Source organism: Chryseobacterium phocaeense (genome assembly GCF_900169075.1).
Lineage (GTDB): Bacteria > Bacteroidota > Bacteroidia > Flavobacteriales > Weeksellaceae > Chryseobacterium > Chryseobacterium phocaeense.
In genome coordinates, this window is the sequence record NZ_LT827015.1 from 1,719,499 (window position 1) to 1,734,036 (window position 14,538).

Here is a 14,538-nt window from a genome sequence, read left to right on the forward strand (position 1 = left end):
ATTCAAAGAGTAGAATATAATAGCTTATTGTTATGGTTGCATCATTGGTTATAGGGATAATATTTTTGGTTGCAGGTTTAGGACTTCGCTATTGGCTTAACCGACGAAAGTTTTACAGGCGTGGTCCGATGGGAGCCGAAGGTTTTTCATCTTATGAAAGTTCGGTTTTCATTAAATTTATTGAAAAGGTTGGTAAATGGATAGCTTATGGATTGATTATATTTGGACTTTTATCACTTTGGGTTTATTCTCGTGAGAAAAAAGATAGGGAAATCCAAAACATGGAAATCCAGAAACAGAATTAATCATTTTTAAATGACAAAATCCTTTGATGACATAACCTTGCGAAATATATCTGACATTATATCAAATCTATTAACGCATACAAAAATCACAGAACATTTAGCTGGTGCTAATATTTCTCAATCGCAAATTGGTACAAACAAAACCGACAGACTTTTTTATGCATTAAAAGAAAAGCAAATACAAGACAATTGTGGAAATAATGTATTGGCATTTGTAGTTAGGTTATTAAATCCTAAAAGATATAATTCCGAAGACGAATTAGAAAGAGACAGAACAACTATCAATGAAAAATTAGTTTACGAAGGGATAGAAATTGATAAAACCGGACAACCCCGACTAGTTGAAAAGGCTAAAACCATTTCAGAAGCTAAAAGCAGGTCACTTAAAATCAAAGAAAAAGTACACGGTATCGGAGTTCATTCAGAAATTTTACCATACTGCGAAGCCGAATGGCTGAAAGAAAATTATTTTCACTCTATACTAGAAATCACAAAAAGTGTTGCGGAAAGACTTAGGCAGAAAAGTGGCTATACTTCAGATGGAGCAGATCTGGTTGATGATTGTTTTGCTTTAGGAAAAGACAAAAGACCTATGCTTGCTTTTAATATGCTGAATAATCCAAGCGAAGAAAGTGAGCATAAGGGTTTCGGCAACTTCTGTAAAGGATTTTTTTCTATGTACCGAAATCCAAAAGCGCATAACCCGAAAATATTAGAAGACACTCAACTTTCAGAAATGACTGAAGTATTGGTTGTAGCTACAATTATTCATAACAAACTTGATAACACTTACAAAACAGGACTTAAATAGCGCAAATCGGATAACCCAAAAGTTATCCGATTTTTTAACTTACAAATCGGTGCATATAAAAGATGAGAGTTTTAGAGGTAAATAAATTTCGTCTGGACTGTGTTTTATGTAATCTTCTTTATCATAGTCCCACATAAAGCCAGGTCTGATTAAAGTAAAATCGTTTGTTTTATTTACGTACTGAACGTAGCTATAACCCCAAGGCGATTTGTAAATAATTTGCCCGTTAACTGCTGATGCATCAAAGTTCTTATCTTCAATCTGTTCAATCACTTTTATAAACGAAGGACATAGTCTTTCGTAAAATATCTCTAAGTTTTTTTCAAATCCCTTTGTTCTGTTTTTCAGCTCGGAAATTCTAATATTAATTTTGGATTTTAATTCTACAAAATTGCTATTGAAATCATCTACATTCCTACAACCTAAATAATGAAGTGCATTTAAAGCCATAGTAAAAAAGTAATGTAATTCATCATCTTTCCATCGATTGTTAATTAAGCAAACAATTGTATTTATGAGTGCCTCTTTTTTTAGTTCCTCGATTTTCTTTTTTGTATAGTCAAATTCATACGCTTTAAATCCGCTTCTTGCCAGCATCAAAAAGTCGCCAATTAAGTTTAAACAACAACCCTTTACATTGTTATTGTCATAATCGTCTACAAATGGTAAATAACTGAAAAAATGGTGCGAGTCTTGTTCGTCATACTTTGCAGATTTCCCTCCGTATTCACTTATCAACTCAAGAGCGATTAAATATTTAGTCAAATCTGTAAGTGTAGGCCTATATGTTTTTGGTCGACTATTCCCATAGAGAATTTCTTGTTGGTAATTGTAAAGGTTATCAAAGTAGTTCATCAACTTTCTTTTTTCAGATTTAAGAATGACAAAAGAGAGGTTACGAACCGTTGCCACTTCTCCTTCCTCATTTCCATTTATGTTGCCTAAATCGTCTTCTTGCTCATCAATACTTATATCAGCTTGTTTATTTGTTGAAATTCCATTTAAATTGATGAACTTCAAAACATCTAAAACACGTAGGGAAAGAGAAGAGAGTAGAAGGTTTTTTTCAAATCCAGAATTTTCTATTGCTTTATAGGAAGAGAGATCGTAAAGTTTTTCAGGTTCTTTGTCATCATTCAGCTTTGTAAACGTGCTTCTCCTACTATCTAAAAAGCTGGCTCCTGTTTCATTTTCTGTTTCATCAAAGATTGCATAATGCAACAAGTCGAGAACTTTGCTCAGCTCTCCATTTTGGATTTCGCTATAAATTTTTTCAATTTCCTCTGTCTTTGGATTAGGATGCGTTTTTGCCAAGAGGAAATAATCTGAAATCAAAAGTTTATTAGAGATAATCTCTTCACTAATATTTGTCAATTGCACATATTGGAAAGTGCCTAATTCTAAATTGAGTTTTGTTTTTAGTTCTTTCTCATAATTTGAGAATGTTTTGGAATACAAAAATCGGTTTTGTTTATCGAAGAAAACAACCTTAAATTCATCGGTATAGGTGCCATTGGAATGAAGTATAAATTCATCATAAATCAACTCTGCCGATAGCAGTTGTAGTTTAAATTGATTATTCTCGATTATAGTTTCATAAATTGATTTACTTGTAGTCGTTGTAAATTCATCAAGGGTTTTACTATTGCTTGTTTTCAGTTTTATGCCTAATTGATTTAACAGTCCACCTTTTTCTGACTGAATAAGAAGTGAAACTTCTGCATTTGAATTTTTGCCCAATAATCCCAATCCTGCAGGTGTAATATTGGCACTACCGAACAAGCAAAACTCTTTTCCATTTTTTGTCTTGAAATGAATAATCTTCCCGTGAAGTTTTGATTTTGAGTTTCCAGATTTTGCATATTGGATTTTGCTTACGCCTGCATCACACCAATCGTAAAATGTAAACGCTTTGCTCACTTGCATTGCAGAAGGGATTAAACCACTTTCATCCAATATGACTTTTACTATGGCTGAAGGAAAAAGAGAATTAAGTTCTTGCAATACTTTCCCATTTTTGTCATAATATGGAGAAATGGTAGTTATTTCTACTACTTTCTCATTGCTAAGATGTTTTAAAAGTTCGTTCCAAATAGAAGTTGTTTCAGTATTAAACAGGAAAGCAACCTTCTCTTTTTGCGACGTTTCGAAAAATTGAAATGGTTTTGTCTTTGGCAATTCATTCAGCCATTTAGAATGTTCAAGTATCCATTTTGTAGTTTTTTCATTCATCTGTCCTTTAACTGACGATGAAAGAGTTGATAGATAATCCCAAGCTGACGAAAAGACTGATGAATTTTCGGTTGAACGAATATCAAAATGAAATGCTCCCCAAATCTCATCATTGTTGCCATTTCCAGATTTTGTAAGGTTTCCAGAACCAACAATAAGCAATCCTTCTTTTTCACCAAACAACATCCAAATTTTTGGATGGAATACTGACTTTTGAAAAACAGGATAAAGTGAATAACCGGCAGAAAGTTGCATTTCTTCTCCTGTCACTTGTTGCATTAACTCTGAATAATAATGTCCATCAATAAAAACGTTGATGTTTCTCACGCCACAAGAACGCAACCATTTCATTGCTTTCATTTCAAAAAAATAAAAGTCAAAGCTGAAGGTAGTAAGAATTGCAGAATGATATCTTCTGCTTCCTATCAATGTTAGTATGTTTTCTCTTTCTAGTATCATCAGTCAACCAAAAGTTTCTTATGTAATTGCGATAAAATCCTTTGGTCGTTGATTACCTGCAAATCAAACATTATGTTTTGCAAGGCGTTCATTCTTGGCGATGTGTTTCTTGGAGGAAATGTATCTATGAAACGGATGTATTGTTCCTCAATAAAAAATTTGTGAGTAGCCTGTGAGCCGTTGCCCATTTTTCTGAGTGCAACCATTGAGTGCCTGTAAATAATTTTGCGTAAAATAAATTGTTCAACAAAATCTTGAAGTGTATCGTTTTCTGCTGTGTGAACTGTCAAGATACCATCAACCATATTCCCATCCCTTTCTATCTTTTTTCTGCTCATAAATTCTTTCAATGGATGAAGTTGCTCTCTATTATTTTTGAATATTTGAAGCAAAAGAATAAAGCCATATTTTGCTACTATAACAGGGTCGTTTGTTCCATCAATTTCCTTTTTGATGTTTTCCTCATCTTCTGTGTCAGGGATTAACTCCAAAATTTCTGCAAGTGAACTTGTTGGCTCTGTAGCTTGCTTTAGCTCTTTGCATATTTCATTTGTAATACTGCTTGAAAATTTCTTTACAAACAATGGTAGATATTGGTCTTGTTGGAAATCGTAAAGATGTTGTAATACAGCCCAAAATATTGTTCCGCAACTGTACTGCCAATACTCATTTAATTGATAGCAGTACCAACCAATATTAGTTTCCGTTTCAGGATAACCATTTGTTCCCAATTTCTTTCGGTAACTTTCCAATAGAAATCTATACCAGTCGTAATTATTTTCATTTTTAACAGCTGTATTTAAGAGCGACAAAATTGTTTCCCTTCTGTGAAAAGTAAAACGTTCTTCCATTTCTTGACTTGGATCGTCTTTGTCCAAAAGCATTTCTACATATAGTTGCCATTCGGCATTTTCTGTTTGTATCGTATCAATCGCAAAATACTTTATCAGTTCTGAAATATCATCTTGGTAGAGTTTTCCTTTTTTGATATTAATATAAAATAACTCTTTTATTTGTGGTGACAATGATCCTTCAAAAGCCTCGGCTAATTGTTCCCCAGAAACTTTTTGTCTTGGGTGTGGTTTACTAATGTTGTAAATAACATCTCCATCATCATTTATTGCTGTAATAATTAAGGAAAGTGCCTGCATTGCTCCGTAATAATATTGTCCGAATGCACCGGATGGATATTTCCAATAAACATTTTTATCGGTATTGTCCTTGTCTGCTCCTTCGGCTAAGTCAAAATAAGTTTCCTCAGCTGTATTTATTAGGTTTGAAGCAAAGTTACTTCCTGTTATCTGTTGAACTCCTTTACGCTCGCTTTGCATAATTATGGCAATCATCAATTCAGCTCTGCGGATAAAACGATATTGTTCTTTTGAGTTGCCTTTCTTCTCGGTCTTGAAATAGAAGTCTAAAAGCCAACAATAAAACCCATAATAACGGAGACGATTAGTCAAATTGGAAATTCCAGGCAACATAGTGGCGTAAGTCGCTTCTGAGGTTGTTTGAAGGCCTAACGGGTCAAGTCCAGTGATTAGATTTATTGATGCTCCCCAAAACGGATAATTTGAATTGCCTTTTTGTAATACTGCCATTTAAAATTAATTTATCAGTAACCTATATTCTTCAAATTTACAAAATAAACTATCTTGAAATTTATATCGTGGCGACAAATACTGCCTTTCAACGACAATCAATACCACATTTTCCAAGCCTTTACAAATCCTTGATAAATTCGACTTCCACAGCAAAATTGAGCAAATAATGGAAGTTATCGCAATACAAAAATCCGCATTGGATGGAATGACAAATGAACTGAAAGCACTTTTGGAATTGACCGAAAATGCCACAATGAAATACACTTCAATTTTCAAAGAAGAAAAATGGCTCGATAACCAGGAAGTGTGTTTGATGATGAACATTACCAAACGGACTTTGCAGACCTACAAGGATAAAGGACTATTGCCTTATTCCAAACTGAACCGCAAGAATTATTATAAACTCTCGGACGTACGGGCTTTGCTCGAAGCTGGACAGCCGTACAATACCAATGATAATGGATTTACTGACGAATGATAATGAAGAAATCATTTCCCATCAAGAAATGATTTTGATATTGAGAGACCGTATTGAAAGCATATTAAAAAACTATCGTCCCGTAATGAATGGAGAAATTTATTTGTCGGGCGAAGATGTATGCAAACTGTTACACATTAGCAAACGCACTTTACAGCAATATCGTGATGATAATATCCTGCCGTATATTCAGATTGGTGGCAAAATTATTTATAAGGAAACAGATTTGATGACAATATTGGAGCAGAATTATATCAATCACAAAACTAATTCAGACTAAGCTTTTTTATTGCATTAATACATCTAATAGCAAGAGTTTAGTATCTTTGCTATGTAAAATATAGAAATACTTAAAGTGTTTTTGCTTTAAGTCCCACATTGAAAACTGGTAATTTTTAGACAACGGGACGATAAGGAAGAACGCTCATGTCATAGGCGTGGGCGCTCGCTTATTCGTTGTCGGGTATACCAGTGCCTCAATGTGCGGTAAGTGTAGTGGCCTGCGCTTTCTTTTTGTGCAGGGCTACATCAACTTTAAAAAAGTATGATGATATGAAAACTGGTACATCCCAACAAAAAATTACACTCGCCTTTATCAATGATAAAAGCCCAATTTTAGATTTAATTTGCAAAGACCTCATTGCTTCAGGAACTGAAGTCTTATTTCGTTCAGAAAGCATTGAAGATGGACTATCAAAATTATCTTCATTAAATGAACTCCCTAAAATTTGTATTATCGACCTTGATTTTTACAACAAGAATGTTTTGGTTGAACTTCAAGAATTAAGAACAAAATATCCAACAATAAAACTTATTGCACATAGTGATATTGATGATGCGAAAGTGGGTAAATATCTTTTAGATATTGGTTTTTCAAGTTACTTGCTGATTGGTAATGATGCGGAATATTTTAGAAAAGTAATAGAAGCCGTTATCAATTAGGATAAAATTCACTAATTCTCATACAAAATACTAGCGATTTTTTTATCATTTAGTACAAACCTTATCTGCTCATATTTTTGAATAGGGTGCATATCCTGTTCTGTAGCTGGCGGAAAATATTTTATTCCAATAGTCACGTTGGGTAAACTAAAACTCCAAGATGACCTGATTTTAAAATTCTTACCACACAATTGTTGATCGGATGAGTTCAGATACTCTTTGAATTTTGAAAGCCCTTCGATTTCAAATAATGTTTTCCAGTTTTTACGAACTTCAAAAATGATATTTTCGTCAAGATTTTTCAGGATACTACTTTCATCGGAACTGTTACAGGCGTTTATAAAATCTCTGATGATTTTTCGTGGTTGTTTTTGAATTTCTCTGATTTCTTTCTTTTTGTTTTCAAGGTAAGTGCCAAAATCCTGATCCACTACTTTGGACAACTTGTAGTATCCTGAATGAAAAGCTTCTAAGGGAGATTTGTATAATCTATCAAAAAATGTTGCTTCATCAGGGTTATTGGTTTTAAAATGATCCAGAAGCAAAAAACCTTTTTCTTCAGTAGCACTGTTAACACCATCTGCAATATTTACAAAGTAGTACTGCTCTTTATCTTCGAACAAAACTTTGATTTTAGGGTTGAACTTTTCAGGCTTATTTACCGATGCTTTTACAAGATATTTCGTTTCATCCAAAGGATTTTCAATCCGTCTTCCCCAGCCATCAGTCGATAATTCTGATTGGTATCGGGATATTTGTATCCGTATTTCCTTCCGTCCTTTTTCGAGGTCGGTGGTAAATTCATATCCAGGAAAAGAATTGAGAATAGCCGTGTCTAATTCCCATTCCTCATAATCACTTGTAAAATTTATTTGATAGCTAAATTCATATTCCCGAATGTAAACCGGAAATTGGAACTTGTTCCCGACGATTGTTTGCTCTAATAAGGTAATATCGGATTTTCTGTTTACGGTTATTGAGATTTCAGTTTCAATCATTTTGAAATTTATTTTTACTGACAGTTTTAAAGTAATGCCATTTTTTTGTTCAAACCATTGTGCTTGAGAGTAGAAAGGAAATCAAGTGAAGACTGCTTAATCATTGTCGTCACCCAATTGGTCAATATATTTCAAAATTAGATTTACTTGTTTGTCCTCGGATTTTGTAGAGGATATTTTTTCAATAATTTTGATCCTATCTTCTTTTGGTAATTTATTGAACGATTTTAAAACACCCGAATTTCTAAAAGTATCTAATATTTCTTTTTCTGTAATCGGCTCCTTTGAAGTCAATAAGTAAAGTGTCACAGTTACAGTGTCGCCACCACTTTTGCTGATTGCTTTCCTGATTTTGTCATTAATTGAAATTAGCTTGTCTTGTCCTCCAATCGTAAACAAATTAATACTGTCAATTGTGTAGTTGTCAATTGTACCAGATACTTTCAATGAACCCCATTTTCCTACGATATGTTTAGTGTTAGGTACTTGGATGTGATATGTCCAAGCACCTTTACCTGCTTCATATTTCAATTCGAGTTCCTCGTCCTTTACTAAGTATTTCATCTTTTATGACCTGTATTATAGCTTTACCGCTAACCCCATAATTTAGAAAATTTGGGTATTTTGTATAGGAATTAGTCTATTTGTTTTAAGGACAAATTTAATGAATTAGATGCTAGGGTTATGGCAAATATTCTATTATAAACCATCATTAATCAGGCGACGTTCTTTTGCTTCTTTTCTTTGGTCGCTGTGTGAAAAGAAAAGAAGTCATTACCAAATACAAAAAATGGGATACTGAATATCCCACGCAAAAAACTCGCAACCTGTTTGGTAAAATGTAAGGAAAGGGAATTGTGGGCCGGTGCATTTTTGCAAAGTGATTGCATCCGCTTTAAACCGCAAAAATGCGTTTCCGACCGTAGGAAGGAATTGCATTTTTGCCCGCCGATTTCGGCTTTTAGGCAACTTTTATCGGGTGGGTGCGGAAATCTTTCAGATTGTGAAAAAATCCTTTGTATTCAGTCATTCCCCTGCGAAACAAGTTCCATAGCAAAGAACAACCCATTTGGGTTAATGAGGAATTGATAAACAAATCCTGGTGTTCCAATGCTTCGGCAAGTGAGCAACTTGGCGTGCTGTCCTCTTGTTCGGATTGCTTCAGCAATTCGCCAAATTCATCGGTAACAAATGGCAGGCTTGCCACCGTTTGGTATTTTTCTGAATTGGGTTGCTTTATCTCTCCGATAGTGGATAATATCACTTGTCCTGTATCTTGGCTGTTCCCAAAATCCAACCAATATTTTGGCTCATCTTGGTAGTGTCTGCGGTAACTTATTTCTTTAAGAATTTCAGCAACGCCAAACCTCGCCTGTACATTGTCCATACAAGTAATGGTAATGATTGCCCTTGCTTTTTCGGGTGGTCTGCCAAAATTGTCCTTTTCAAATTTTACCGTTTCGGCTTTCCAATTCGTACCTGCCCAACGGTTGCAACGATTGATTAAAGCAACGGATTTATATAATCCTGTTTCACTTTCTGCAAATCGTTGTCTGCCCAAATTGGCACTCGTGATAACATCATCGTCCCAAAGGCGGACTTGTAACCCTGCGTGTCCCAACGCAATCAAACTTTCGTTTATTTCCATTAAAGCAGTCAATACTTTTGAGCCTGTACCACCTGCTCCGATAAGGTTTATCGAAATCGGATTGGTAGGATTGAGCAGGTAATTATCTGTAAAATGAACTGCGGTTTTTTCTGTATTCATCACAATAGATTTTTAATGGTTTTATTGTTCTTTTTTAATACTTCTTTCGGAAAGGGTTTATCAGTACCAATAAGGTCTTTCCAAAGATTTACAATATTTGTTTTCGTCAAGTTCTCGCATAAAGAATGGCTGAAATAGGAATTGAAAAAATAATGCTCCCACGCTCGGATAAATTCCTCAACCGAAGCCGAATTTTTAATGTCTATGCTTACCGTACCCATACATACATTGCCCTTTTCGTAGATATTGAAGAAAGGTGCATAATGCAATGGCGTTTTCTCGGTGGGTCTTCTGTCATATGCCAAAGCAAATACGGTAAGACTGCTTTTGCTCGCTAACCATAGCATTGGCGGTACTTGTGACATTCCGTTGGGTATGCCCAAACTATCCACAAAATACAGTTTCCGTTGTTGTGTTTTGGTGTACCAAAGTACCGTACCTTTTTCAGCACTTGGGTTGATATGCAGAATATTTGTAGGCAATATTCCCTTTGGTTTTAAAAAGGCTGTGTTCTTTTCTTCATCAGTCTGTAAAGACTTTACCAATACGTTTGCTTCCTTTACCGTCAATGGGTGGGCATTGATTGGCGTTCCGTTGCTGTCCATATCGAAATGCTCCACGTACATATCGGTTTCAGTTCCTTTGGTTTCATAGAAAACCAAAGCGGATTTCGGATAGTACAATGTTCCAAAATGGTCTGTTATATCTGTTGTTGTGTTCATTTTTCTGTTGTTTTGTATTCGTATAATAATCCACTCAAATCATTCAATAAATCAAACAAACGGTTCTCAAAATCGAGGTTGGATATTGGTATATCGCTTCCATCAAACCGTTTGGAAATAGTTGGTTCTTCCATTGCTCCATACTCGTTAAATTCATTGTTGATGGTATCTGAAAGGCTTTCGTACAACCAACCTTTGGTATCTGCAATAAATGAAATGTACTTTTCCATTCCGATTACTTCATTTTCGTCATCATCATTATAAGGGTCCTTTTCGGGCAAGGAGGCATTTCTGAAAATGGTTTCATTCGGATATTCCGTAAAAAGGGCGAACGCATTACAAGCTATTTGCCAACATTCCTTGTCGAACATATCAACACTTTTAAATCGGTTCAAACGCTGTTCAAATACCTTTAGATTAGTTCGATTAAATAGCTTTTGTTCTATTCTATCGCCAATGTATTCGGCATTTCTCAATTCACTTTTATAGCTTTCAGTTTCTTCCGTTTCCTCGTCCTGTTCCACCCAATCGTTCATCATTTCGTAGAGCCAATACAAATAGCTTTCTTCCTGTCTGTAATATGGAATTTGGGCAATGTGGTACAGATAACTATACACCGATAGTAGAAGCTGTGCAGTCATTTTATGCTTCGGGTCTTTGAGCATTTTAAAGAGTGGTGCAATAGGAATATAATACAAAGTTGTTCCTGTGCGGTATCGTTCCTCGCTCAAAAAATAGGTTTTACCGCTATCCTGTATCAATTTGAAACCATCCCAATTGATATTGGTACGCTTCACTTTGGTTTCCATATCCCACATAGCCAATGCCATCTTGTAGGGAAATTCAAAATCTTTGGTTTGCATTGGTTCAATGCTGTAATGATTGGAAAGCTTGGAAAGGGACTTGTAAAAATCCCTCTCCGTTTTCTGACAAGCCTCTACGGATTGTGCTGTTTTCAGTTTGGGCAGAAACGTACACTTTAGAATACCATTGGGAGCATTGCTATCGGTACGGATTTCTGCTTGTCTTTCTGCACTTGGTTTGCGTCCTTTGGTCTTTGCATCCAACTGGCGAACTCGCCCAACTGTCGGCGCAATTGCCGTTGTCGTTTTTGTTCGGGTATGCTGATAGTTCCCGATATGATGTTGCGTTGCATAATTCATCGCTTTAATATTTGGTTAACCTTTCGTACCCATTACGCTTTCAAATTTGTACTCGACTGCATCATCTTTAATTTGCGGTGCAGATGCTTTTGCAGTTGTCAGAATGGGGTACATATTGGCATAAAAATTCATCACGGCTTCCACGCTCCAACGTGGTTCTGGGTCGGTCAGTCTGATGTCCTGTCCTTTATCTTTGAGTATAAAAACTCTTTCTAATTGCGTTGCTAATAACATAATGTTCTGTTTTAATGATTACTATTCTTTTCATCTTCGTCTGTTTCATCAATAGGATAATCGGCAGTAATTTCTTGTTCTATTGGTGGTTCGGGTTTTGCTTCGTCCATTGCTCCGAAAAGGCTCGGTGTTGCGAATTTGTCGGATAATGCTGTTTTGCGTTTGCGTATCTCGTCTGCTTTTTCGGGAAACTCCGTTAAATCGGGTACTTTTATCCACGCTTCACGGAACTTACCCTCTTTTTCCAACTCGTCCGCCTTTGCCATTGCATCTTTAAACTTCTTGTCTTTGGCTTCTTTTTCTTTTTTCTCTTTTTCGGTTTTTGCTTTCTCGATTGCCGATTGTGCTTTGGCTTCATCAAGTTGCTTTTGAAATTTCTCCATATCCACCATTAAGCCCGATACCTTTTGTATAGGTGTGGTTATCTGCTCAAAAAATCCCTCATCAAACTCTTGGGGCGTGGCGTTAAATGTCAATGGGGGAATTAGATTTTTTGCACTATCTCCACACGCTTCGTTGTTGAGCAATACCGTTACAATTAGGTTGCTTTCTATTCCTTTTGAAATGTTCAGTTGCAATACTCCTGTAAAGTCCAACTGCTGTATCTGATTGAAAAAATTTGTATTCATCGTTCTTAAATTTTAATTGTTATTACTTTTTTCTTTTTTAAGTTTCTTGTGCATATCTGCCCAATATTCCTGTCTTTCCTTGTCTGTTTCTGTTGGTGGGTCGTGCAGATATTCTTTATACCAACCTGTTTGTTGAATAGCTTTTATGAGGTCGGTAACTTCAATCCAATTCCCTTTTTTATCTATGATTTTCATCGTACTTGGCTTTAAGTGTTATTTACTGATTTCCGCTATTTGGTCAATCCTACCATAGATGATACTTCGAAGACTTTTTTTGTCGGGAGCGTTGTATTCTGCCCAACTGCCGTACTGCTTTACGATATAGGATTTTAAAACATCCTCAAATCCAAAGCGATAACCCATAAGCGGTACAGCTCTTTTGAAATAGGCGTTTCGGTTTACTGCTTCTGCAAGCCAATTTTTTTCGGCTCGGTTCAATTTTTCGCCTTTGTTCAGTTTTTCCCTTAATAAGTAAACCTTTGCATTTTGCAGGGTTGCCAATTCGGGTACATCGTGGCGTACAAACTTTGTGGCTATTATTGTTACTATTTCCATTGCGGTAGATTTTAAGGTTGCTGATTTTTGATTTTTCGTTCCAACAAGGTTTCCAATATCTCGTAATCACTTTCGTAAATTTCTCCTTCGAAATGGTAGGTGTCCGTTTCTTCATCAAACCCGTATTGTTCAAAATCTTCGTCTTCCAAATAAATATCTGTGAGTAGCTTCATAAAATGTTGCCCTACCATATATAAGATTGCCCATTTCTTCATAATCCTGTGTAAAGTTCACTTCGTAATGTTCCGCTATCTTTTGAATTACTTCTATATTGGGCGACCATTTTGTTTCATACTGAAATTGCCCTTCATCGCCTTCATTCCAATAGATATTGAAGAAATAACCACCATTATTTTTAGAAATAAATTCGGGTAGTTGCCCTTCTTCGGTTTTTTCTTCCTTTTCCTTCATTGATTGAAAAAGTTCCTGTATTGCTGTGATTGTTACGGGTTTCCCCTCGAATACAACTGTATTACTGCACCAATTTGCCATAACTTTTGTTTTTAGTAGGCTACCACCGATTAAAGCGGTAGCCTGTTGTTATTTAATTAAGGTTTAGGATTTCTGCACCATCTAAAGCAAAACCATTACACAATTCAAATGCTTTCTGTGATTTGAGTTGAGCAGTGCCACCCAATACAATGCTCTGCAACTTGGCTTCATCATTCTTGTAATTTCTTACGTTCTGATAGTAACCTGTAACCGCATTATAAGCTCCGAACAATGTTCCTTTTGTCGTATCCATTTGTTGGGTGTCGCTTATCATTGCGTATGCAAAAGCATCTTCAACGGTGTTTTTGAACACGGTGGAAATTTCATCTTCTGCACCTTTTTTGATAAGGTCAAGCGTTTCCTTATTCGGGCAAAGTGCCAATTGGATTAGCTTTTTAACTTCACGGTCTGATACCTTTACTTTTGCCCATTCATTAAAAATGCCCTCTAATTGGTTGCTCAATGTGTTGGCAAGTCCCATAATCTTGTGAGCGTTCTCGATACGTCCTTTTGCTCCCGAAGTGTGTTTGATACGGACAACATTAGTCATACTGCGTAATGAAGCGTTTAAGGTATTTTGACAAACAATTCTGATAGGCGTGAATGCGGCTGTGATACTTCCGCTACCATCGTGCGAAGTGGTAAGGAAAATGTACTTTTCCGTAACATCATCGCCATTACCCACACGAATATAGTCAGGCAGTTTGGCTGTGATAAAAATGCGTTCACCGTTGCCTAATGCTCCTGCGGTTTCATACAGAATGCCCTCGCCACCGCCTACAATAGCATCAAAGAAATTAAAGGCTTCACGGTTTTGTACGATGTGGTAATCCTTACCGACTACGCCCAATACGGCATTGTTATCGGTGCGAATGTTGGCGAAATAATTAGGCACTTCTAATTCGCTACTGCCTATCTCTATACCATTGGTGGTTTCGATAATGCCGGAACCTTTGGTAAATAGTGGGGATTTTACGACTTCGTAATCTAATCCTGCATGTTTGATAGCTTCCTCACTTGTTGGATATTGCTCTACGATTTGCCCTAAACCGTGCCACGCTTTTTGCTGAACGCTGAAAAATGAATAACGTCCTGTTCTCTCGTTGAAATTGATATTATGTGCCATAATGTTTAAAATTTTGATAT

The 14,538-nt window shown here is 35.9% G+C and carries 18 protein-coding genes; 5 read left to right on the forward strand and 13 right to left on the reverse strand.

Annotated features, from left to right (window positions below):
• The first annotated feature begins 32 nt into the window (after positions 1-32).
• Positions 33-305 (forward strand): molybdenum ABC transporter permease, encoded by a 273-nt coding sequence (locus tag B7E04_RS14570; RefSeq protein ID WP_002978274.1) that lies wholly within the window; start codon positions 33-35, stop codon positions 303-305.
• A 10-nt stretch (positions 306-315) separates the two neighbouring features.
• A complete protein-coding gene (locus B7E04_RS14575) occupies positions 316-1,116 on the forward strand; it encodes a TIGR02391 family protein (protein ID WP_080779298.1) in 801 nt (266 codons plus the stop codon).
• Between the two features lie 39 nt (positions 1,117-1,155).
• On the opposite strand, the gene B7E04_RS14580 is transcribed toward B7E04_RS14575, so the two are convergent.
• Both B7E04_RS14580 and B7E04_RS14585 read right to left on the reverse strand, forming a co-directional pair.
• Entirely contained in the window at positions 1,156-3,807 is a 2,652-nt protein-coding gene (locus B7E04_RS14580; RefSeq protein ID WP_080779299.1) for a phospholipase D-like domain-containing protein, read from the reverse strand.
• Positions 3,807-5,408, reverse strand: coding sequence for a hypothetical protein (locus B7E04_RS14585; protein ID WP_002978280.1), 1,602 nt, complete (start codon positions 5,406-5,408; stop codon positions 3,807-3,809). Before B7E04_RS14585 ends, B7E04_RS14580 begins: the two co-directional genes overlap by 1 nt.
• Before the next feature lie 169 nt (positions 5,409-5,577).
• Here B7E04_RS14585 and B7E04_RS14590 point away from each other — a divergent pair, with 169 nt between their 5' ends.
• From B7E04_RS14590 to B7E04_RS14600, 3 genes are all read left to right on the forward strand, one after another.
• Positions 5,578-5,889 (forward strand): helix-turn-helix domain-containing protein, encoded by a 312-nt coding sequence (locus B7E04_RS14590; protein ID WP_002978282.1) that lies wholly within the window; start codon positions 5,578-5,580, stop codon positions 5,887-5,889.
• Positions 5,870-6,169, forward strand: coding sequence for a helix-turn-helix domain-containing protein (locus tag B7E04_RS14595; RefSeq protein ID WP_041461439.1), 300 nt, complete (start codon positions 5,870-5,872; stop codon positions 6,167-6,169). The genes B7E04_RS14590 and B7E04_RS14595 overlap by 20 nt, the downstream gene beginning before the upstream one ends.
• A 272-nt stretch (positions 6,170-6,441) precedes the next feature.
• The gene (locus B7E04_RS14600) at positions 6,442-6,831 is read left to right on the forward strand and encodes a response regulator transcription factor (protein ID WP_002978285.1); all 390 of its coding nucleotides are present in this window, start codon (positions 6,442-6,444) and stop codon (positions 6,829-6,831) included.
• 11 nt (positions 6,832-6,842) lie between these two features.
• Here the strand turns inward: B7E04_RS14600 and B7E04_RS14605 are convergent, their stop codons facing one another.
• The 11 genes from B7E04_RS14605 to B7E04_RS14655 form a co-directional block, all read right to left on the reverse strand.
• On the reverse strand, positions 6,843-7,829 hold the full coding sequence (locus B7E04_RS14605; RefSeq protein ID WP_002978287.1) for a hypothetical protein: 987 nt from the start codon (positions 7,827-7,829) through the stop codon (positions 6,843-6,845).
• A gap of 96 nt (positions 7,830-7,925) precedes the next feature.
• Positions 7,926-8,393 (reverse strand): DUF1905 domain-containing protein, encoded by a 468-nt coding sequence (locus tag B7E04_RS14610; protein WP_065719241.1) that lies wholly within the window; start codon positions 8,391-8,393, stop codon positions 7,926-7,928.
• Between the two features lie 397 nt (positions 8,394-8,790).
• Positions 8,791-9,597, reverse strand: coding sequence for a PRTRC system ThiF family protein (locus tag B7E04_RS14615; protein WP_002978311.1), 807 nt, complete (start codon positions 9,595-9,597; stop codon positions 8,791-8,793).
• Positions 9,597-10,319 (reverse strand): PRTRC system protein B, encoded by a 723-nt coding sequence (locus B7E04_RS14620; protein ID WP_002978313.1) that lies wholly within the window; start codon positions 10,317-10,319, stop codon positions 9,597-9,599. The genes B7E04_RS14615 and B7E04_RS14620 overlap by 1 nt, the downstream gene beginning before the upstream one ends.
• Positions 10,316-11,386, reverse strand: a complete 1,071-nt coding sequence (locus B7E04_RS14625; RefSeq protein ID WP_449384829.1) for a hypothetical protein — start codon at positions 11,384-11,386, stop codon at positions 10,316-10,318. Before B7E04_RS14625 ends, B7E04_RS14620 begins: the two co-directional genes overlap by 4 nt.
• 111 nt (positions 11,387-11,497) lie before the next feature.
• Positions 11,498-11,716 (reverse strand): PRTRC system protein C, encoded by a 219-nt coding sequence (locus tag B7E04_RS14630; RefSeq protein ID WP_002978317.1) that lies wholly within the window; start codon positions 11,714-11,716, stop codon positions 11,498-11,500.
• An 11-nt stretch (positions 11,717-11,727) separates the two neighbouring features.
• A complete protein-coding gene (locus B7E04_RS14635; protein ID WP_002978319.1) occupies positions 11,728-12,345 on the reverse strand; it encodes a PRTRC system protein E in 618 nt (205 codons plus the stop codon).
• Positions 12,346-12,357: 12 nt separating this feature from the next.
• Positions 12,358-12,540: a hypothetical protein gene (locus B7E04_RS14640; protein ID WP_002978321.1), complete on the reverse strand. Its 183-nt coding sequence runs from the start codon at positions 12,538-12,540 to the stop codon at positions 12,358-12,360.
• Between the two features lie 18 nt (positions 12,541-12,558).
• Entirely contained in the window at positions 12,559-12,900 is a 342-nt protein-coding gene (locus B7E04_RS14645) for a hypothetical protein (protein WP_002978322.1), read from the reverse strand.
• 129 nt (positions 12,901-13,029) lie between these two features.
• Positions 13,030-13,392 (reverse strand): DUF1281 family ferredoxin-like fold protein, encoded by a 363-nt coding sequence (locus tag B7E04_RS14650; protein ID WP_228439933.1) that lies wholly within the window; start codon positions 13,390-13,392, stop codon positions 13,030-13,032.
• A gap of 52 nt (positions 13,393-13,444) precedes the next feature.
• Positions 13,445-14,518: a DUF932 domain-containing protein gene (locus B7E04_RS14655; RefSeq protein ID WP_002978326.1), complete on the reverse strand. Its 1,074-nt coding sequence runs from the start codon at positions 14,516-14,518 to the stop codon at positions 13,445-13,447.
• Positions 14,519-14,538: the final 20 nt, after the last annotated feature.